The following is a 16,858-nucleotide window of genomic DNA, read 5'->3' on the forward strand; positions in this document are numbered from 1 at the left end:
TTGCCGTTCAGGCCGCCTGGGTCGCGTTGTCATCCACCACCGCCACCGGCGTGAACTGCCGCACATCCACCTGCGCCTGGCTCGACGCGAACCACGGATCCGGCTCGCCATCGAGTGCGAACTGCAGCCGCTCCCACAGCGCCTTGCGGCCTTCCGTGTCTTCGAGGATCTTCTTCTTCACATAGTCCAGCCCGACCCGCCCGATGTAGTGCACCGTGCGCTCCAGGTACCAGCCTTCCTCGCGGTACAGCTGCAGGAAGGCGCCCGAATATTCCATCACCTCCTCGGCCGTCTTCACCTTCACCAGGAACTGCGCCACCTCGGTCTTGATGCCGCCGTTGCCCCCCACATACAGCTCCCAGCCCGAATCCACCCCGATCACCCCCACGTCCTTGATCCCGGCCTCGGCGCAGTTGCGCGGACACCCCGAGACCGCCAGCTTGACCTTGTGCGGCGAATACATCGCCCAGAGCGCGCGCTCCAGGTCCTTGCCCATCTGGGTCGAATCCTGCGTGCCGAAGCGGCACCACTCGCTGCCCACGCAGGTCTTCACCGTGCGCAGGCTCTTGGCATAGGCAAAGCCCGAGGGCATGCCGATGTCCTTCCACACGCCCTCCAGGTCCTCCTTCTTCACCCCCAGCAGGTCGATGCGCTGGCCGCCCGTGACCTTGACGGTCGGGATCTGGTACTTGTCGGCCGCGTCCGCGATGCGCCGCAGCTCGTCGGGCGTGGTGTGGCCGCCCCACATGCGCGGGATGACCGAGTAGGTGCCGTCCTTCTGGATGTTGGCGTGGCTGCGCTCGTTGATGAAGCGGCTCTGCGGATCGTCCCTGGCCTCCTTGGGCCAGGTGCTGATCAGGTAGTAGTTGACGGCCGGGCGGCAGGTGGCGCAGCCATTGGGCGTGCGCCAGCCCAGGCCGCGGTAGACCGCGTCGTGGCTGAGCCAGTGCTCCTTCTTGATCGCGTCGCGCACGTCCTGGTGGCTCGCGTCGGTGCAGCCGCACACCGCCTTCTTCTTGGGCGTGGCCGAGTAGTCGCCGCCGGCGGTGAACATCAGGATCTGCTCGACCAGCCCGGTGCACGAGCCGCAGCTGGCGCTGGCCTTGGTGTGCTTCTTGACCTCATCGAGCGTGAACAGGCCCTTGTCCTTGATGGCCTTGCAGATGGTGCCCTTGCTCACGCCGTTGCAGCCGCACACCTCGGCCTCGTCGGGCATGCTGGCGGCCTTGCTGTGGCCCTCGTGGCCGGTGTCGCCGATGTTGGATTCGCCGAACATCAGCTTGTCGCGGATGTCGTGCACGCTGCGCCCGTCGCGCAGGAGCTTGAAGTACCAGCTGCCGTCCACCGTGTCGCCGTACAGGCACGCGCCCACCAGCTTGTCGTCCTTGATCACGAGTTTCTTGTAGACCCCGCCGAAGGGGTCGCTCATGACGATCTCCTCGGTGCCTTCGCCCCCCATGAACTCGCCGGCCGAGAACAGGTCGATGCCGGTGACCTTGAGCTTGGTGGAGGTCAGCGACCCCAGGTAGCGCCCGATGCCGAACTGCGCCAGGTGGTTGGCCGCGACCTTGGCCTGCTCGAAGAGGGGGGCGACCAGGCCGTAGGCGATGCCGCGGTGGGCCGCGCATTCACCGACCGAGTAGATGCGCGCATCGGTCACGGTCTGCATCGTGTCGTTGACCACGATGCCGCGGTGGCAGTGCAGGCGCATCTTCTCGGCCAGCTCGGTGTTGGGGCGGATGCCCACGGCCATGACGACCAGGTCGGCGGGCACTTCGGTGCCGTCCTTGAAGCGGATGGCCCGGACCCGGCCGGCCTTGCCGTCCTCGGCGTCGCCCACCAGCTCCTGGGTCTGGGCGCCGATCAGGAACTTCAGGCCGCGGTCCTCCAGCGACTTCTGCAAGAGCTTGCCCGCGACGTCGTCCAGCTGGCGCTCCATCAGCCAGGGCATGACGTGCACCACGGTGACGTCCATGCCGCGCAGCATCAGGCCGTTGGCCGCCTCCAGCCCGAGCAGGCCGCCGCCGATGACGACCGCGCTCTTGTGGGTCTTGGCGGTCTCGATCATGTAGTCGGTGTCGGCGATGTCGCGGTAGGCGATGACGCCCTTCAAGTCGCGGCCGGGCACGGGCAGCATGAAGGGGTTGGAGCCGGTGCACATGAGCAGGCGGTCGTAGGGCGCTTCGGTGCCGTCCTCGGCGCGCACGATGCGCTTGACGCGGTCGACCTCGACCACCTTCTTGCCGGCGTGCAGGGTGATCTTGTTCTCGGCGTACCACTCCCAGCTGTTGAGCACGATCTCGTCGACGGTCTGCTCGCCCGCGAGCACGGGCGACAAGAGGATGCGGTTGTAGTTGGGGTGCGGCTCGGCACCGAAGACGGTGATGTCGTACAGGTCGGGGGCGAGCTTCAACAGCTCCTCCAGCGTGCGCACGCCGGCCATGCCGTTGCCGACCATCACGAGGTTGAGTTTCTTCATCATGGGTGGGGCCTTCCGAAAATCAAGCAAGGGGAAGCGCACGGCGCGCGTGGAAAAGCACATGGAGAATGGCGCCATGAGCTTTGAAGTGGACATCGGCTACAGCAGCCAGCGCGGACCGCGCGACGTGAACGAAGACTTTGCCGGCGCCGTGAACGCGCCGCCGGGCGAAGAGTCGCGCGGGCTCATCGCGGCCATTGCCGACGGCGTGTCCACCGGCGGGCGCGGCCTGGAGGCGGCGCAGACCACCGTCATGGGCCTTTTGGCCGACTACTTCGCGACGCCCGACACCTGGGAGCCGACCGCCGCGCTCGACCGCCTGGTCGCCGCGCAGAACGCCTGGCTCGCCGACCACAACCGGCGGCGGCAGGGCGGCGCCACCGCGCTCACCACTTTGACGGCGCTGGTGCTGCACGGCCAGAGCTACACGCTCGCGCATGTGGGCGACACGCGCGCCTGGCGCGTGCGCGCCGGCGGCGAGCCGGCCATGCCGCTGACCCAGGACCACGCCTTCGAGCATCCCGACATGCGCAGCCGCCTGACGCGCGCCATCGGCCTGGACGACCAGGTGCGCGTCGACTATGCGCAGGGCGACGTGCGTGTGGGCGACTGCTTCGTGCTCACCACCGACGGCGTGCACGGCGTGCTCAAGCCGCAGCGCCTGGCCGTGCTCGCCTTGCAGGGCAGTGCCGAGGAAGCGAGCGAGGCGCTGGTGCGCGCGGCGCTCGACGCCGGCACGCGCGACAACGCGACCGCGCTGGTCATCCGCGTCGTCGGCCTCGATGTGCGGCAGCTGGACGACGAGCTCGGCGACGGCCGCCGCCTGGCACCGCCGCCCTTCTTGAAGGTGGGCGACGCGCTCGACGGCTACGTCGTCACCGCGCTGGTGGCCGACACCGGCGTGCACCTGCTGTACCAGGCGCGCAATACGGCCACGCGCGAACTGGTGGCGCTCAAGACGCTGCATCCCTCGCGCGCCAGCGACCCGCAGGAGCGCGCGATGCTCGCGCACGAAGCCTGGCTGGGCCAGCGCGTGGGCAACAGCGGATTCGTGCGCGTGCACGAGCGCGCCGAGAACGCCAGCGCGCTCTACATCGTGTTCGACTGGCACGGCGGGCGCACGCTGGAGCAGATGCGCAAGGCTGGCGCGCGCGGCGCGGTGGCCGAGGTGGTTGCCGCGGCCATCGAGCTGACCAAGGCCCTGGGCCGGCTGCATCGCCATGGCGTGGTGCATCGCGACATCAAGCCCGGCAACCTGCACCTGGGCGACGACGGCCGCTGGCGCATCCTCGACCTGGGCGTGGCGCTGTCGGGCCGCGAAGGCGCGGCCCAGCGGGAACTGCATGCCGGCACGCCGAGCTACATCAACCCGGAGCAGTGGGAGGGTGCCGAAGCCGACACCGCGAGCGACCTGTTCGCGCTCGGCGTCACGCTGTACCAGTGGCTCGGCGGCCACCTGCCCTACGGCGAGATCGAGCCTTACCAGGTGGCGCGCTACCGGCGCGATCCGGCCGCGCTCTCGCGCCTGCGGCCCGACGTGCCCGTGTGGCTCGACCACCTGGTGCGCAAGGCCGTCGCGCGCGATCCGCGCGAGCGCTTCGAGACCGCCGAGGAAATGCTGCTCGCGCTGGAGCGCGGCGCCTCCCGCCCCGTGAGCGCGCCCGCCGCCACGCCGCTGATCCGCCGCGACCCGGCCGCGCTCTACAAGATCGCGCTGGCCGTGTCGCTGCTGTTCAACGCACTGCTGGTGGTGTGGCTGCTCTTCTTGCCACGGTGAGGACGGGCGGAGGAAGCTCATGGCCGCGCCGTCTTCCTTGGAGGCACGTACTTGGCGTCGGCCGTGTGGGGCGAGGTGCGCGCGCGGCCGCCTTTTTCTGCCCAGGTGCGCGTCCATCGGATCTGCATCACGCGCATGACCCCCAGCATCACCAGCGACAGCGCACCGAAGAACACAAACCCCCAGACGTAGCTGCCCAGGTACTGCTTCGACAGGCCCATGGCGTTGGGCACCAGCCCGCCGCCCAGTGCGCCGATCTCGCCGATCATCGAGCCGGCCACCGCGGTGCTCGTGGGCCAGCGCAGCGGCACCAGCTGGAACAGCGCGCCGTTGCCCGCGCCCAGCGCGGCAAAGCACAGGATCAGCAGCAGCGTGGTGAGCGCGAGCGACGCCGACGAGATGCCCACCAGCACCAGTCCGACGGCCACCACCAGCAGCACCACGGTCAGCGTGTTGACGCCGCCCCAGCGGTCGGAGATCCAGCCGCCGACGATGCGCACCGCGGCGCCCATGAAGGCGGCCAGCATCGTGAGCTGGCCGGCTTGCACCTTGCTCACGCCGAACTGGTCGTAGTAGTAGGAAGGCAGGAAGGTGATGAGCCCGATGAAGCCGCCGAAGGTCACGCCGTAGATCAGGCTGAACACCCAGCCGTCCTTCTCGAACAGGCAGGCGATGTGCTCGCGGAAGCTCGCATGGCTGTCGACGTCGGGCGGCTCCTTGGCGAACACGATCATCACGATCATCGGCACCAGGATCGCGGCAGCCGCCACGGCATACACCGCCTGCCAGCCGAGCCACTGCGCGAGCGGCGGCGCCACCAGCACCGACACCGCCGTGCCCACGTTGCCGGCACCTACAAGGCCCATTGCGAGACCCTTGTGCTGCGGCGGGAACCAGCCCGAGCCCAGCGAGAGCGCAACGCCGAAGCTCGCGCCGGCAATGCCCAGCAGCACGCCCATGGCGAGCAGGTCGTTGAAGCTCTTCACGAAGAAGAAGCCGAACAGCATCGCCACGGCGATCAGCCCCATCTCGACCAGCGTGGCGTTCTTGCGGCCGATGTACTGCGACAGGATGCCGAGCGGAAAGCGCATCAGCGCGCCCGCGATGATCGGCACCGACAGCATCAGGCCCTTCTGCGCGGGCGAGAGGTCGAAGGTCTCGCCGATGAAGGGCGCCATCGCGCCGTTGAGCACCCAGATGCAGCACGAAAACGAGAAGTACAGGAAGGACGCAAACAGCGTCGGCCCGTGGCCGGAATGCAGAAAGGTCTTGAAGCTGGACATGGCGTTCAATCGTGCGAAATGCCGCGGCGCGGCCTTGCAGGAGCCGTGTCGACGGACGGGGTTGGGGCGGGATGCCGGCAGCGGACGCTGTCGGCGTGGGGGTGCTTCCCGGCACGTGCAGTGCCAGGACGGATGCAGGAGCCTGCAGCCTCACCAAAGCGGTGCTTCGTTACACCGCACCCTGTTCTACGCAAGAGACGTGCCTGCGAAAGCGCGCGGGCCTGGCCTATGCTTGCACTGCTCTGCATCACCTTGCCATGATTTCTCTTCTCGCCGTCCTGCCCAATGAATTCGCCGGCTCCGCGCCTTTGCCGGCCCTGCCGGAGCCGTTGCGGCTGGCGCTGGAGGGAGCGAATGCCAACGTGCTCGGAAGGGCCACCTGCCACACGCTGGTGCAGCAGGTGAGTGCACTTGCACCGCAACAGGCATGGGTCCATTTGCCCGAGCCGGCGGATCAGCTGCCGGAGCTGGTCGAAGCACTGCAGGCCTGGGGCGGCGCGCCGCCTTGCGCGCTGAGCCTGGCCAGTGCGCCGCTGAGCGGAGAACAGCACGAGGCGCTGGCCGCGCTCGGTGTGCATGCCTGGGCGCCCATCGATGCGCTGGACGCCCCGTCGCTCGCGGCACTGCTCGCCCGCGCGCAGGCCCGCTGGCAGCGCGAGGCCGCACTGCGCACCGAGCTCGACGCCCTGCGCACGCGCATGGACGAGCGCAAGTGGGTCGACCGTGCCAAGGGCCTGCTGATGTCGGCACGCGGCATCGGCGAAGACGAGGCCTTCGGCCTGCTGCGCGGTGCCGCGATGCATGCCAACCTGCGGCTGGGCGAGGTGTCGCGCTCCGTGATCGAGGCGGCGCAGTGGGCCGACGCGATCAACCGCGCCGGGCAGCTGCGCATGCTCTCGCAGCGGCTGGTGCGCGTGGCGGCGCAGCTGCTGTCGGGCATCGACGTGCAGCGCGCCCGGGTCCTGCGCACGCAGTCGACCGAACGGGTGCAGCAGAACCTGGATCATCTGGGCACCCTCGAGCTGGGCGCGGCCGGCGTGCTCGCGCTGGGCGAAGTGCAGGCCGCCTGGGAGGGGCTTGCCGGCTCGCTGGCCGCGCGTCCCACGCAGCCGGGGCTGGCCGAGATCGACGCGCGCGGCGAGGCCTTGCTCTTGGCCGCCGAGGCCATGACCGAAGCGCTGGAGGCCTCGGGCGCGCGGCGTGCGCTGCGCATCGTCAACATCTGCGGGCGCCAGCGCATGCGCGCGCAGCGCCTCGCGAAGGACGCATTGCTTGCATCGACCATCGCGGCGGAGGCGTCGCGCGAGCGGCTGCTGCCGACCATGAACGAATTCGAAGCCGCGCTGCTGGAGCTGGAGCGCGCGCCCCTCAGTTCACCCGAAATCCGCGCCGCGCTGGCGGCCGCGCGAGATGAATGGCTGCGCCTGGTCGGCGGCGTGCAGGCGCAGGCCAGCCCCGAAGGCCGCGCGACGCTGGTGCGTTCGAGCGAGGCGCTCGTCGACACCTTCGAGCGCCTCACCGCCTGGTACGAGCACAGCCTGCAGGTCATCATGTCCTGAGCCTGGCTCACCCCCAGTCTGCGCGCACTTCGTGTCGCTTCGCCAACCCCCTCACCGGGGGCAACACCAGCGGCCCGGCGAAGCCGGTTCCGCGGTGTTCCACGAAGGGGAGACATCGCATCTTCCGCCTTGCGCGCCGCCTCAGGCTGCGACTTTCTCCACGTGCGCCTGGCGCGTGTAGAGGAAATCGATCACCGCCTTGCGGGCGTGAACGTAGGCCGGGTCTTCGGCCAGTTCGACACGGTTGCGTGGACGCGCGATGTCGACCTGCAGCACCTCGCCGATGGTGGCGGCCGGGCCGTTGGTGAGCATCACGATGCGGTCGGAGAGCAGCACCGCCTCGTCGACGTCGTGCGTGACCATGACGACGGTGCTCTGCGTCTTCTGCACGATGGCGAGCAGCTCGTCCTGCAGCTTGGCGCGCGTGAGTGCGTCGAGGGCGCCGAAGGGCTCGTCCATCAGCAGCACCTTGGGCTCCATCGACAGCGCGCGTGCAATGCCCACGCGCTGCTTCATGCCACCGGAGATTTCGCCGGGGCGCTTCTGCGCGGCGGCCGAGAGGCCGACCATCGCAAGCGCCGCATCGGTGCGCGCGCGCAGCTGCGCCTTGCCTTCGGTGGCGGCAAAGACGCGTTCGACGGCCAGGTACACGTTCTCGAAGCAGGTGAGCCAGGGCAGCAGCGAGTGGTTCTGGAACACCACCGCGCGCTCCGGGCCCGGGCCCTTGATTTCCCTGTTCGCGCACAGCAGCACGCCCTGCGTCGGCGTGGTCAGGCCCGCCATGAGGTTCAGCAGCGTCGACTTGCCGCAGCCCGAATGGCCGATCAGCGTGACGAACTCGCCCTTGGCCACGTTCAGGTTGACGCCCTGCAGCGCGAGGAAGCTGCCCTTGGCGGTCTTGAAGCGCTGCTCGACGCCGTGGATCTCGATGTACTTGGAATCATCGTTCATGACTTCACCTCTTCGAACGTGAATGCAGTGGCAAGCTTGATGAGCGCGAACTCCAGCACCAGGCCGACGATGCCGATCACGAAGATCGCGATGATGATGTTGGCGACGTTGAGGTTGTTCCACTCGTCCCACACCCAGAAGCCGATGCCGACGCCGCCGGTCAGCATTTCGGCTGCCACGATCACGAGCCAGGCGGTGCCCACGGCCAGCCGCACGCCGGTCAGCATGTAGGGCAGCACGGCGGGAAGCAGGATCTTCGTGAAGATCTTCCACTCCGACAGGTTCAGCACCTTGGCCACGTTCATGTAGTCGCTCGGCACGCGCTGCACGCCGACCGCGGTGTTGATCACCATCGGCCAGATCGAGCAGATGAAGATGGTCCAGATGGCCGCCGGGTTGGCGCCCTTGAAGACGAGCAGGCCGATCGGCAGCCAGGCGAGCGGCGACACCGGGCGCAGCAGGCTGATCAGCGGATTGAACATGCGCGAAAGGAACTCGAAGCGCCCGATCGCAAAGCCCGCCGGAATGCCGACCGCCGCCGCCAGCCCGAAGCCCAGCGCCACGCGCTGCAGCGACGAAAGCACGTTCCAGCCCACGCCCTGGTCGTTCGGGCCCTTGCTGTAGAACGGGTCGCTGAAGACCGTGAGCGCCTGCTGCCAGGTGGCCAGCGGCGACGGAAAGCCGGTGGTGCTCTTCATGGCCACCAGTTCCCAGACCAGCACCAGCAGGCCGAAGCCCGCGAGTGGCGGCAGCACGCGCATCCAGAAGGCGCGCAGGTCGATGGACGTGCGTTGTTTTTGCTCCCTCTCCTTTTTGGGAAGGGGGGCGGGGTAAGGGGCAGCTTCGGAGCGGGCCGCAGCCTCGCTCCGGCCTTCTCCCGCACGCGGGAGTGGGAGAGATGCGTCCATCGGCGAATGAAATACGGCGCTGACCATGATGTGCTTCTCCTCAGACATGCAGCTTGAAAGAATCGGCGTACTTCTTCGGATCCTTGCCATCCCACAACGTGCCGTCGAACAGCTTGCTGCTGCGCATCACGTCCTTTGGCACGGGGGTCTGCGTGGCGGCGGCGGCCTGCTTGTAGATGTCGATGCGGTTGATCTCGGTGGCCACCTTCAGGTAGTCCGGGTGCTCCTTCAGCAAGCCCCAGCGCTTGTGCTGCGTGAGGAACCACATGCCGTCCGACAGGTAGGGGAAGCTCACGGCGCCGCCGTTGTAGAACTTCATGTGGTTGGGGTCGTCCCAGCTCTTGCCCATGCCGTTGACGTAGCGCCCCAGGATGCGCTGGTTGATCGCGTCCACGCTGGTGTTGACGTAGCTCTTGTCAGCGATGGTTTCGGCCATCTTGTTCTTGTTCTGCAGGCCGGCGTCGATCCACTTGCCGGCCTCGATGATGGCCGCGGTGACGGCGCGCGCGGTGTTGGGGTACTTCTTGACGAAGTCGCCCGTGGTGCCGAGCACTTTCTCCGGGTGGTCCTTCCAGATGTCCTGCGTCGTGATGGCCGTCACGCCAATGCCGTCCATGATCGCGCGCTGGCCCCAGGGCTCGCCCACGCAGTAGCCGTCCATGTTGCCCACGCGCATGTTGGCCACCATCTGCGGAGGCGGCACCGTGATGTTCTTGACGTCCTTGAAGGGGTCGATGCCGGCCGATGCGAGCCAGTAGTAGAGCCACATCGCATGCGTGCCCGTGGGGAAGGTGTGGGCGAAGGTGTATTCGCGCTTCTCGGCCGCGATCATCTTGGCGAGCGAGGCCGCATCCACGGCGCCCTTGTCCGCGAGCTTCTTCGACAGCGTGATCGCCTGGCCGTTGTTGTTGAGGGTCATGAGCACGGCCATGTCCTTCTTGGGGCCGCTCAGGCCCAGGTGCACGCCGTAGACAAGGCCGTAGAGCACGTGCGCCATGTCCAGGTCGCCGTTGACCAGCTTGTCGCGCACGCCAGCCCAGCTGGCTTCCTTGCTGGGCACGATCTTCACGCCGTACTTCTTGTCGATGCCCAGCACCGAGGCCATCACCACGCTGGCGCAGTCGGTCAGCGGGATGAAGCCGATCTTCACTTCCTCCTTCTCGGGCTTGTCGGAGCCCTGGGCCCAGACGGCGGCGCGCAGCGCGGGATCGATGGCCACGGCGCCAATGGCGGCGGCTTGCAGTACGCGGCGGCGGCTGAGGCGGGTTGTCAGCGGGTCGGTCATGTGGCGGGCTCCGGTGAATGAAGGAAGAAGAACGAACAAAAGCAGAAAACAAAAAAGGCGTCCGCACCGCGCAGGGGCTGCTCGAAAACGAGCCCTTGCGGGATGGGGACGCCTTTGTCCGGTTTCGGTGGACGACACCCGCCGTTGGGTGCCGCCTGCCTGGGACCCGAGGGTCCATGTACTACTTCAGCAAACTACATGCCAGCTTTCATGGCTGCCGATTGCTATCGAATCGGCAGCAGGAGAGCGGTTGCCGGCGTATCCGAAACGGCTGCAAGGCGGAAATCCTGATCCATGCACGGTTGTTGTGCGCTGCACCAATTCGAACGCTTTTCGGGCGGCGGCTCAGCGCCGGGGCGCTGCATCGAGCGGCAGGTAGTCGGCCATGGCGAGCATCGACTCGGCCACGTCGACGAGGCGGCGCTTCTGGTTCATGGCCGTCTGGAGCAGCATCTTGTGCGCCTCGTTCTCGCTCATGCGGCGGTGCGCCATCAGGAGGCCCTTGGCGCGTTCGACCAGCTTGCGCTCGTTGAGCGAGGCACGCACGGTCTCGAGCTCGTCGCTCATGGCCTGCAGGCGGCGCGACTGCTCCTGGACCATGTCGAGCACCGAGCGCTCGAGATGGCGCCCGTACTGCGCGGGCTCCGTGGCCCGGGTGTCGGCATCGTCGAAGAACACCGCGCCCTCGGGCTGCGGCGCCAGGTTGCCGAGCACCTCTTGGTATTTCTGAAGTTCGCCGCGCGCCTGCGCGGTCTTGCGGGCGCAGAGCTCGCGCAGGTCGGCGGCGAGCCGGTGTTCGACGGTCTTCATTGCGTCGATGCGGCGCGTGCACCAGTCGAACCAGGCCTGGCTCAGCCGGGCGTCGGGAACGCACGCCGAGGACGCCTGGGGCGGGCTCACGCTCATGCGGCGCTGGCGCTCGATCTCGGCCATGACGGCATCGGACTGGCTTTGGTGCCAGAGCGCCAGCACGCCGCTGCTCGAAAAATCGGTAAAGACCTGGAAGCAGCGCTCCTGCAGTTCGATGAGGTGCAGCCATTGCTGGCGCTGCGCCTCGTCGCTGCGCCCCAGTGCCAGCGACGCGGCGCCAAAGGCGCGCTCCTGGCCGGCAAATTCTTTGCCCTGCATGAAGTTGAACATCGCCACCAGCAGGCGCGAGATTTCGGGGTCGGTGGCGCCGTCGGCCGCTTCGAACACCACCGCCAGCAGGCCGGCAACCAGCTTCGCGAACGCGGCGGTGGCCTGCGCAGGCGTCAGCTCGAGCGCGCCGATGCGCCGGCGCAGGGCGGGCAGGCCGTCGAGCCCCGGAAGCACCCAGGCAATGCGGCTGAAGAGGCGGGCGCTGTTGCCTGCGGTGGCGCCGGGGTGCGCTTCGGTCTCGAGCTGGTCGAATCCGGCGCGCACCTCCTGCTCGAGCGCCAGGCATTCGGCGATCTGCGGATCGCGCTGTTCGGCGAAGCGGCCGCCGCGCGAGGCGAGGAACACGTTGGACATGCCGCGCTCCCGCTGCAGCGCATGGACGAGCCGCGCGATCAGGCCGACCAGGTCGCTGGTGCGCGCGAGCTGGTCCAGCTCGTCGATTTCGCACTTTCTGGCGGCGATCAGAAAACTCAGTCCGGATTTCATGGTGGGGGAGGGGAAGCAAAAGGCTTGCTGCAACATCCGTGCCGCACGGGCATTCCTCGCCGCCTACACTCCCGGGCATGCTTCTCCTGGGAATCGAATCATCCTGCGACGAAACCGGCGTGGCGCTGGTGGAAACGCATGGCAGCGCGCTGCCGCAGCTGCGCTCGCATGCGCTGCACAGCCAGATCGCCATGCACCAGGCCTATGGCGGCGTGGTGCCCGAGCTGGCCAGCCGCGACCACATCCGCCGCGTGCTGCCCCTGACCGAGGCCGTGATGGCCGAAGCGGGCCGCACGCTGGCCGAGATCGACGTGGTCGCCTACACGCGCGGGCCGGGCCTGGCCGGGGCCCTGCTGGTGGGCGCGGGCGTGGCCTGCGCGCTGGGGGCGGCGCTCGGCAAGCCGGTACTCGGGGTGCATCACCTCGAAGGGCACCTGCTGTCGCCGTTCCTGAGTGCCGATCCGCCGGAATTTCCCTTTGTGGCGCTGCTCGTATCGGGCGGCCATACGCAGCTCATGCGGGTCGACGGCGTGGGCCGGTATGAACTCCTGGGCGAAACCATCGACGATGCGGCCGGCGAGGCTTTCGACAAGAGCGCCAAGCTCATGGGCCTGCCTTATCCGGGCGGCCCCTGGCTGGCCAAGCTGGCGGAGGCGGGCAACCCCGCGGCGTTCAAGCTGCCGCGGCCGCTGCTGCACAGCGGCGATCTGGATTTTTCGTTCGCCGGCCTGAAGACGGCCGTGCTGACGCAGGCCAAGAAGCTCGGCGCCGAGCTCGAGGCGAACAAGGCCGACCTGGCCGCGTCCACGCAGGCGGCCATCGTCGAGGTGCTGCTGAAGAAATCGCTGGCCGCACTCGGGCAGACGGGCCTCAAGCGGCTGGTGGTGGCCGGCGGGGTGGGCGCGAACCGAAGCCTGCGGGAGCAGTTGAACGCCGCCTGCGCCAAACGCGGCGTGCGCGTGCACTATCCGGAACTGCACCTGTGCACCGACAACGGCGCCATGATTGCCATGGCGGCCGCCATGCGGCTGCAGTCGGGCCTCGCGCAGGCGAGCGAACGCTATGCCTTCGACGTCAAGCCGCGATGGCCCATGGCTTCGCTGATGACGTCATCCGCGGCGCCGGTGCCCGCATAGCCGGCGACGGACGCGAACGGCCGAGCGACGGCAGCGGCAGCACGTCGAGCACATTGCGCCAGAGCTGTCGCCATTGCGGCCAGTCGTGGCCGCCCTCGGTGGTGAAGACGCGGCCTTCGGGCAGGGCGTCCGCCAGCAGCTTGTGATTGCTGGCAAAGCGGTCGCTGAGGCCGAATCCGAGATAGAGCTGGGGCAGGCTTTGTGATTTCTGCGGCTCGAGGTATTGCTGGAACCAGGGCCACAGCTTGCGGTCGACTTCCTCGTCGGGCAAGGGGCCGGCCGGCGCTTGCCAGGTGCGCAGGCCGCCAGCCTTGAGGATCTCGGCACCAAGGACGCGCCGCCCCAGGTAGGGCGCCAGCGCGACGATGCCATCGACCGAGCCCGGCCGCGACAGTTCATGGATCAGCGCGCCGAAGCCGCCAATGGAAATTCCAACCAGCCAGATCGACTTGTAGCCCTTGGCGCGCTGCGGCTCGATGACGTCCGCATGCAGCCGCTCGCTGAGCGTCTGGTCGTAATAGTAGGAAACGTCGGCATCCACCAGCAGCGAGTCGGCCGCCAGGTGGCGCTCGCGCACGGCGCTGATGAAGCCTTCGCGCTCGAACTCGTCGGGTTTCAGGTAGGCGCCCGGCAGGAAGACCAGGAGCGTATCGGACCGTTCATCGTCTTTGGCTGACTTGAGGTGCGTGATCATGGCGTGCCTTGAGGGGCACCCGAATCCACACCGCCATGGATTCGGTGCGTCTGTCGAAACGCCCACGAAGAAAGGAAAATGTGAAAACGTCACATGATGTGACGTTATTCGCTGTCGTATTGTGATTAGGGAGCGTCTTCAAAGTCAAAAACAATAGATAACGACACTTTCCTCTTGTGGGCTTTGCAGGCTCAGTTGATCGGCAGCTGCGCCACCTGGCTGACCGGCACCTGCTTGCCCAGCTTCAGCGTGAGCACGCCGTTCTCGAGCCTGGCCTCGCTCGAAGCCACGTCGATGTCCAGCGGCAATTCGTAGGCTGCCTTGAACTGGCGCTTGGCTTCTACCTTGCTGTCGATGCGGACCACGGCGCCCTCGATGCCGATGGCGAGGTCTTCGCGCGAGAGGCCCGGCACGTCGATGGAGAGCGTCCAGCTCTTGTCGTCCTGCTCGACGAGCGGCGAAGGGCGCGTTCCGGCGAAGGCATCGTTGACGAAGCGCTCGAAGGCGCGGTCGTACGAACGGGGTGCAAAGCGGGCGGTGCGAAGGGTGGGTGCGAAAAACATGTGAGAACTCCTGAATGAACACAATGGGGACAAGGAATGTGTGTCCCTTACACTGCGCGGCCATTCAATGCTGAGTGCCGCTTGACACCCATCTAGGCACAGCCGCACCCGTTTCAAGACAATGAGTCCCCCCTTTATTTGGCGTCGCAAGGCCTTGAAATTTGCGGCGCTGGCGCTATGCGCGACCCCCTTCGCAGCGCCGGCGCAGACACCGCCCGCGCCCATCCGCCTCGCGCTGATCGAAAGCATGAGCGGGCCGTTCGCCAACACCGGCGAGGCAGTGTTCCGCAACCTGCTGTGGGCCGTGGAGCGCGTGAATGCGCGCGGCGGCATCAAGCTGCCCGGCGGCGCGCGGCCGCTGCAGCTCGACCGCTACGACAGCAAGGGGCAGAACGAAGAAGCGCTGTCGGCACTGCGCGCGGCCATCGACGATGGCGCGCGCATCGTGCTGCAGGGCAACTCGTCGGCCACCGCCGCGGCGCTGGTCGATGCCATCGAGAAGAACAACGAGCGCGACCCCGCGCGGCGCGTGATCTTCCTCAACTACGCGGCGGTCGATCCGGTGCTGACCAACGAGCGCTGCAGCTTCTGGCACTTCCGCTTCGACGCGCATGCCGACATGCGCGTGGCGGCGCTCATGGAAGTGGTGAAGGACGATGCGGCCATCAAGCGCGCCTACCTGATCGGACAGGACTACAGCTTTGGCCAGGCGGTGCTGCGCGAATCGAAACGCCAGCTCGGCCTGCAGCGGCCCGACGTGGAGATCGTCGCGGAAGAACTCCATCCGATGGGCAAGGTGAAGGACTTCGCGCCCTACGCCAGCAAGATCATCGCGAGCGGCGCGCAGGCGGTGTTCACCGGCAACTGGGGCAACGACCTCACGCTGCTCGTGAAGGCCGCGCGCGAGGCCGGTTTCAACGGCACTTTCTATACCTTCTACGGCAACGCGCTCGGCGCGCCCGCGGCCATCGGCGATGCGGGCATCGGCCGCGTGATCGCGGTGGCCGACTGGCTGCCCAACGTGCAGACCGCGCAGTCCGAGGCCTTCTACCGCGCCTTCCGCACGCGCTTTCCCAAGCCTGCCGACGACTACGTGCACATGCGCATGCAATTGCTCGTGGAGTCGCTCGCGCAATCGATAGCGCGTGCGGGCAGCGTAGACGCAGTGGCCGTGGCGCGCGCGCTCGAGCAGGCCGACGTGAACCTCTACGGACAGCGCGGCCGCATGCGCGCGGCGGACCATCAGTTCCAGCAGCAGCTGGTGGTCGGCGTGATGGACAAGCAGGGCAGGCCGGGCGTGCAGTTCGATGTCGAGGGTTCGGGCTACGGCTTTCGCGTGGTCAAGACCATCGCCCCCGAGCGCGCCGAACTGCCGACCACCTGCAAGATGAAAAGAATCTAGGAAACGAAGACATGCGTGAAGCCATCCACAACCTCGAAGCCTCCAAGATCCGCGAGGTTGCCAATGCCGGGCTCGGCCGCGACGACGTGCTTGCGTTCTGGTTCGGCGAAAGCGACGAGGTCACGCCCGAGGTGATCCGCCAGGCGGCCATCGACTCGCTGCAGCGCGGTGAAACCTTCTATGCGCACAACCTCGGCCTGCCCGAATTGCGCGAGGCCATCGCGCGCTACACCAGCGCGCTGCATCCCGCGGTCGATGCGTCGCGCATTGCCGTCACGTCCGGCGGCGTCAGCGCGCTGATGCTCGCGGTGCAGGCGCTGGTCGATGCGGGCGACGAGGTGGTCGCGGTCACGCCCGTGTGGCCCAACCTCACGGCGCAGCCCGCGATCCTCGGCGCCCACGTGCGTACGGTGCCGCTGGTGCCCGCCGAGGGCCATTGGACGCTCGACCTGGCCACGCTGCGCAAGGCGGTCACGCTAAAGACCAAGCTGCTGATCGTCAACGCGCCCAACAACCCGACCGGCTGGACCATGACGCGCGAAGAGCAGCAGGCCGTGCTCGACCACTGCCGCGAAACCGGCGCCTGGATCCTGGCCGACGAGGTGTACGAGCGGCTGTATTTCGAACCCACGCCCAACGGCTGCGCGCCGAGCTTTCTCGACATCGCCCGGCCCGACGACCGGCTGGTGGTGACGCACAGCTTCTCGAAGAGCTTCCTCATGACCGGCTGGCGCCTCGGCTGGCTCGTGCTGCCGCCCGCGCTGGTCGACGGCATTGGCAAGCTGATCGAGTTCAACACCTCCTGCGCCAGCGTCTTCACGCAGCGCGCCGCCGTTGCCGCCATCGAGCACACCGCGGAGATCACCCCTCGCGTGGTGGCCCACCTGAAGCAGTGCCGCGACACCCTCGTGCCCCTCCTGGCCGCGCTGCCCGGCGTGCAGGTGGCTCCAGCCAAGGGCGGCATGTACGCCTTCTTCCGCCTCGAAGGCTTCGGCGACTCCCTCGACCTGGCCAAGCGCCTGGTCGTCGAAGCCGGCCTCGGCCTGGCCCCCGGCAACGCCTTCGCCCCGGAGGCCCAGGGCTGGCTGCGCTGGTGCTTTGCCTCCAAGGACCCCCAGCGCCTCGTCCAGGGCGTGGAGCGCCTCAAAACCTGGCTCGCCGCTCAGAAATAGCGAGGCCGAAGGCGAGCCCTCCG

At 67.8% G+C, this 16,858-nt stretch carries 13 protein-coding genes; 5 read left to right on the forward strand and 8 right to left on the reverse strand.

What is annotated here, in order from left to right:
• Positions 1-7 precede the first annotated feature (7 nt).
• Positions 8-2,479: a nitrite reductase large subunit NirB gene (gene nirB / locus L1081_RS03350; protein WP_489416750.1), complete on the reverse strand. Its 2,472-nt coding sequence runs from the start codon at positions 2,477-2,479 to the stop codon at positions 8-10.
• A 76-nt stretch (positions 2,480-2,555) separates the two neighbouring features.
• Between nirB and L1081_RS03355 the strand changes: the two genes are divergently transcribed.
• A complete protein-coding gene (locus tag L1081_RS03355; protein WP_489415186.1) occupies positions 2,556-4,256 on the forward strand; it encodes a protein kinase domain-containing protein in 1,701 nt (566 codons plus the stop codon).
• 17 nt (positions 4,257-4,273) lie between these two features.
• Here L1081_RS03355 and L1081_RS03360 read toward each other — a convergent pair whose 3' ends face one another.
• Positions 4,274-5,539 (reverse strand): MFS transporter, encoded by a 1,266-nt coding sequence (locus L1081_RS03360; RefSeq protein ID WP_319438684.1) that lies wholly within the window; start codon positions 5,537-5,539, stop codon positions 4,274-4,276.
• A gap of 257 nt (positions 5,540-5,796) precedes the next feature.
• On the opposite strand from L1081_RS03360, the gene L1081_RS03365 reads away from it, so the two are divergent.
• Positions 5,797-7,098 carry an ANTAR domain-containing protein gene (locus tag L1081_RS03365; protein WP_489415187.1) on the forward strand — a complete coding sequence of 434 codons (1,302 nt, stop codon included), beginning with the start codon at positions 5,797-5,799 and terminating at the stop codon, positions 7,096-7,098.
• A 141-nt stretch (positions 7,099-7,239) separates the two neighbouring features.
• Here L1081_RS03365 and L1081_RS03370 read toward each other — a convergent pair whose 3' ends face one another.
• From L1081_RS03370 to L1081_RS03385, 4 genes are all read right to left on the reverse strand, one after another.
• On the reverse strand, positions 7,240-8,049 hold the full coding sequence (locus L1081_RS03370; protein ID WP_489415188.1) for a nitrate ABC transporter ATP-binding protein: 810 nt from the start codon (positions 8,047-8,049) through the stop codon (positions 7,240-7,242).
• A complete protein-coding gene (ntrB, locus tag L1081_RS03375) occupies positions 8,046-8,984 on the reverse strand; it encodes a nitrate ABC transporter permease (protein ID WP_489415189.1) in 939 nt (312 codons plus the stop codon). Before ntrB ends, L1081_RS03370 begins: the two co-directional genes overlap by 4 nt.
• A gap of 13 nt (positions 8,985-8,997) precedes the next feature.
• Positions 8,998-10,242, reverse strand: a complete 1,245-nt coding sequence (locus tag L1081_RS03380; RefSeq protein ID WP_489415190.1) for an ABC transporter substrate-binding protein — start codon at positions 10,240-10,242, stop codon at positions 8,998-9,000.
• A 345-nt stretch (positions 10,243-10,587) separates the two neighbouring features.
• On the reverse strand, positions 10,588-11,868 hold the full coding sequence (locus L1081_RS03385) for a nitrate- and nitrite sensing domain-containing protein (protein WP_489415191.1): 1,281 nt from the start codon (positions 11,866-11,868) through the stop codon (positions 10,588-10,590).
• 77 nt (positions 11,869-11,945) lie between these two features.
• Between L1081_RS03385 and tsaD the strand changes: the two genes are divergently transcribed.
• On the forward strand, positions 11,946-13,004 hold the full coding sequence (gene tsaD / locus L1081_RS03390; protein WP_489415192.1) for a tRNA (adenosine(37)-N6)-threonylcarbamoyltransferase complex transferase subunit TsaD: 1,059 nt from the start codon (positions 11,946-11,948) through the stop codon (positions 13,002-13,004).
• On the opposite strand, the gene L1081_RS03395 is transcribed toward tsaD, so the two are convergent.
• Together L1081_RS03395 and L1081_RS03400 are read right to left on the reverse strand one after the other, a co-directional pair.
• Positions 12,943-13,698, reverse strand: coding sequence for an alpha/beta hydrolase-fold protein (locus L1081_RS03395; RefSeq protein WP_489415193.1), 756 nt, complete (start codon positions 13,696-13,698; stop codon positions 12,943-12,945). The genes tsaD and L1081_RS03395 overlap by 62 nt on opposite strands.
• A 191-nt stretch (positions 13,699-13,889) precedes the next feature.
• Positions 13,890-14,261: an Hsp20 family protein gene (locus L1081_RS03400; protein WP_489415194.1), complete on the reverse strand. Its 372-nt coding sequence runs from the start codon at positions 14,259-14,261 to the stop codon at positions 13,890-13,892.
• Positions 14,262-14,382: 121 nt separating this feature from the next.
• Here L1081_RS03400 and L1081_RS03405 point away from each other — a divergent pair, with 121 nt between their 5' ends.
• Positions 14,383-15,663: an ABC transporter substrate-binding protein gene (locus L1081_RS03405; protein WP_489415195.1), complete on the forward strand. Its 1,281-nt coding sequence runs from the start codon at positions 14,383-14,385 to the stop codon at positions 15,661-15,663.
• Positions 15,664-15,674: 11 nt separating this feature from the next.
• Entirely contained in the window at positions 15,675-16,835 is a 1,161-nt protein-coding gene (locus tag L1081_RS03410) for a pyridoxal phosphate-dependent aminotransferase (protein ID WP_489415196.1), read from the forward strand.
• Positions 16,836-16,858: the final 23 nt, after the last annotated feature.

This window comes from Variovorax sp. MSC1_012, from assembly GCF_023667525.1.
Classification (GTDB): domain Bacteria; phylum Pseudomonadota; class Gammaproteobacteria; order Burkholderiales; family Burkholderiaceae_C; genus Variovorax; species Variovorax beijingensis_B.

Bases quoted from the DNA above. Each gene is read 5' to 3' on its own strand.
- L1081_RS03400 (WP_489415194.1), bottom strand. From the start codon at position 14,261: ATGTTTTTCGCACCCACCCTTCGCACCGCCCGCTTTGCACCCCGTTCG.
- L1081_RS03395 (WP_489415193.1), bottom strand. From the start codon at position 13,698: ATGATCACGCACCTCAAGTCAGCCAAAGACGATGAACGGTCCGATACG.
- L1081_RS03410 (WP_489415196.1), top strand. From the start codon at position 15,675: ATGCGTGAAGCCATCCACAACCTCGAAGCCTCCAAGATCCGCGAGGTT.
- ntrB (WP_489415189.1), bottom strand. From the start codon at position 8,984: ATGGTCAGCGCCGTATTTCATTCGCCGATGGACGCATCTCTCCCACTC.
- L1081_RS03355 (WP_489415186.1), top strand. From the start codon at position 2,556: ATGAGCTTTGAAGTGGACATCGGCTACAGCAGCCAGCGCGGACCGCGC.
- nirB (WP_489416750.1), bottom strand. From the start codon at position 2,479: ATGAAGAAACTCAACCTCGTGATGGTCGGCAACGGCATGGCCGGCGTG.
- L1081_RS03365 (WP_489415187.1), top strand. From the start codon at position 5,797: ATGATTTCTCTTCTCGCCGTCCTGCCCAATGAATTCGCCGGCTCCGCG.
- tsaD (WP_489415192.1), top strand. From the start codon at position 11,946: ATGCTTCTCCTGGGAATCGAATCATCCTGCGACGAAACCGGCGTGGCG.
- L1081_RS03385 (WP_489415191.1), bottom strand. From the start codon at position 11,868: ATGAAATCCGGACTGAGTTTTCTGATCGCCGCCAGAAAGTGCGAAATC.
- L1081_RS03380 (WP_489415190.1), bottom strand. From the start codon at position 10,242: ATGACCGACCCGCTGACAACCCGCCTCAGCCGCCGCCGCGTACTGCAA.
- L1081_RS03370 (WP_489415188.1), bottom strand. From the start codon at position 8,049: ATGAACGATGATTCCAAGTACATCGAGATCCACGGCGTCGAGCAGCGC.
- L1081_RS03405 (WP_489415195.1), top strand. From the start codon at position 14,383: ATGAGTCCCCCCTTTATTTGGCGTCGCAAGGCCTTGAAATTTGCGGCG.
- L1081_RS03360 (WP_319438684.1), bottom strand. From the start codon at position 5,539: ATGTCCAGCTTCAAGACCTTTCTGCATTCCGGCCACGGGCCGACGCTG.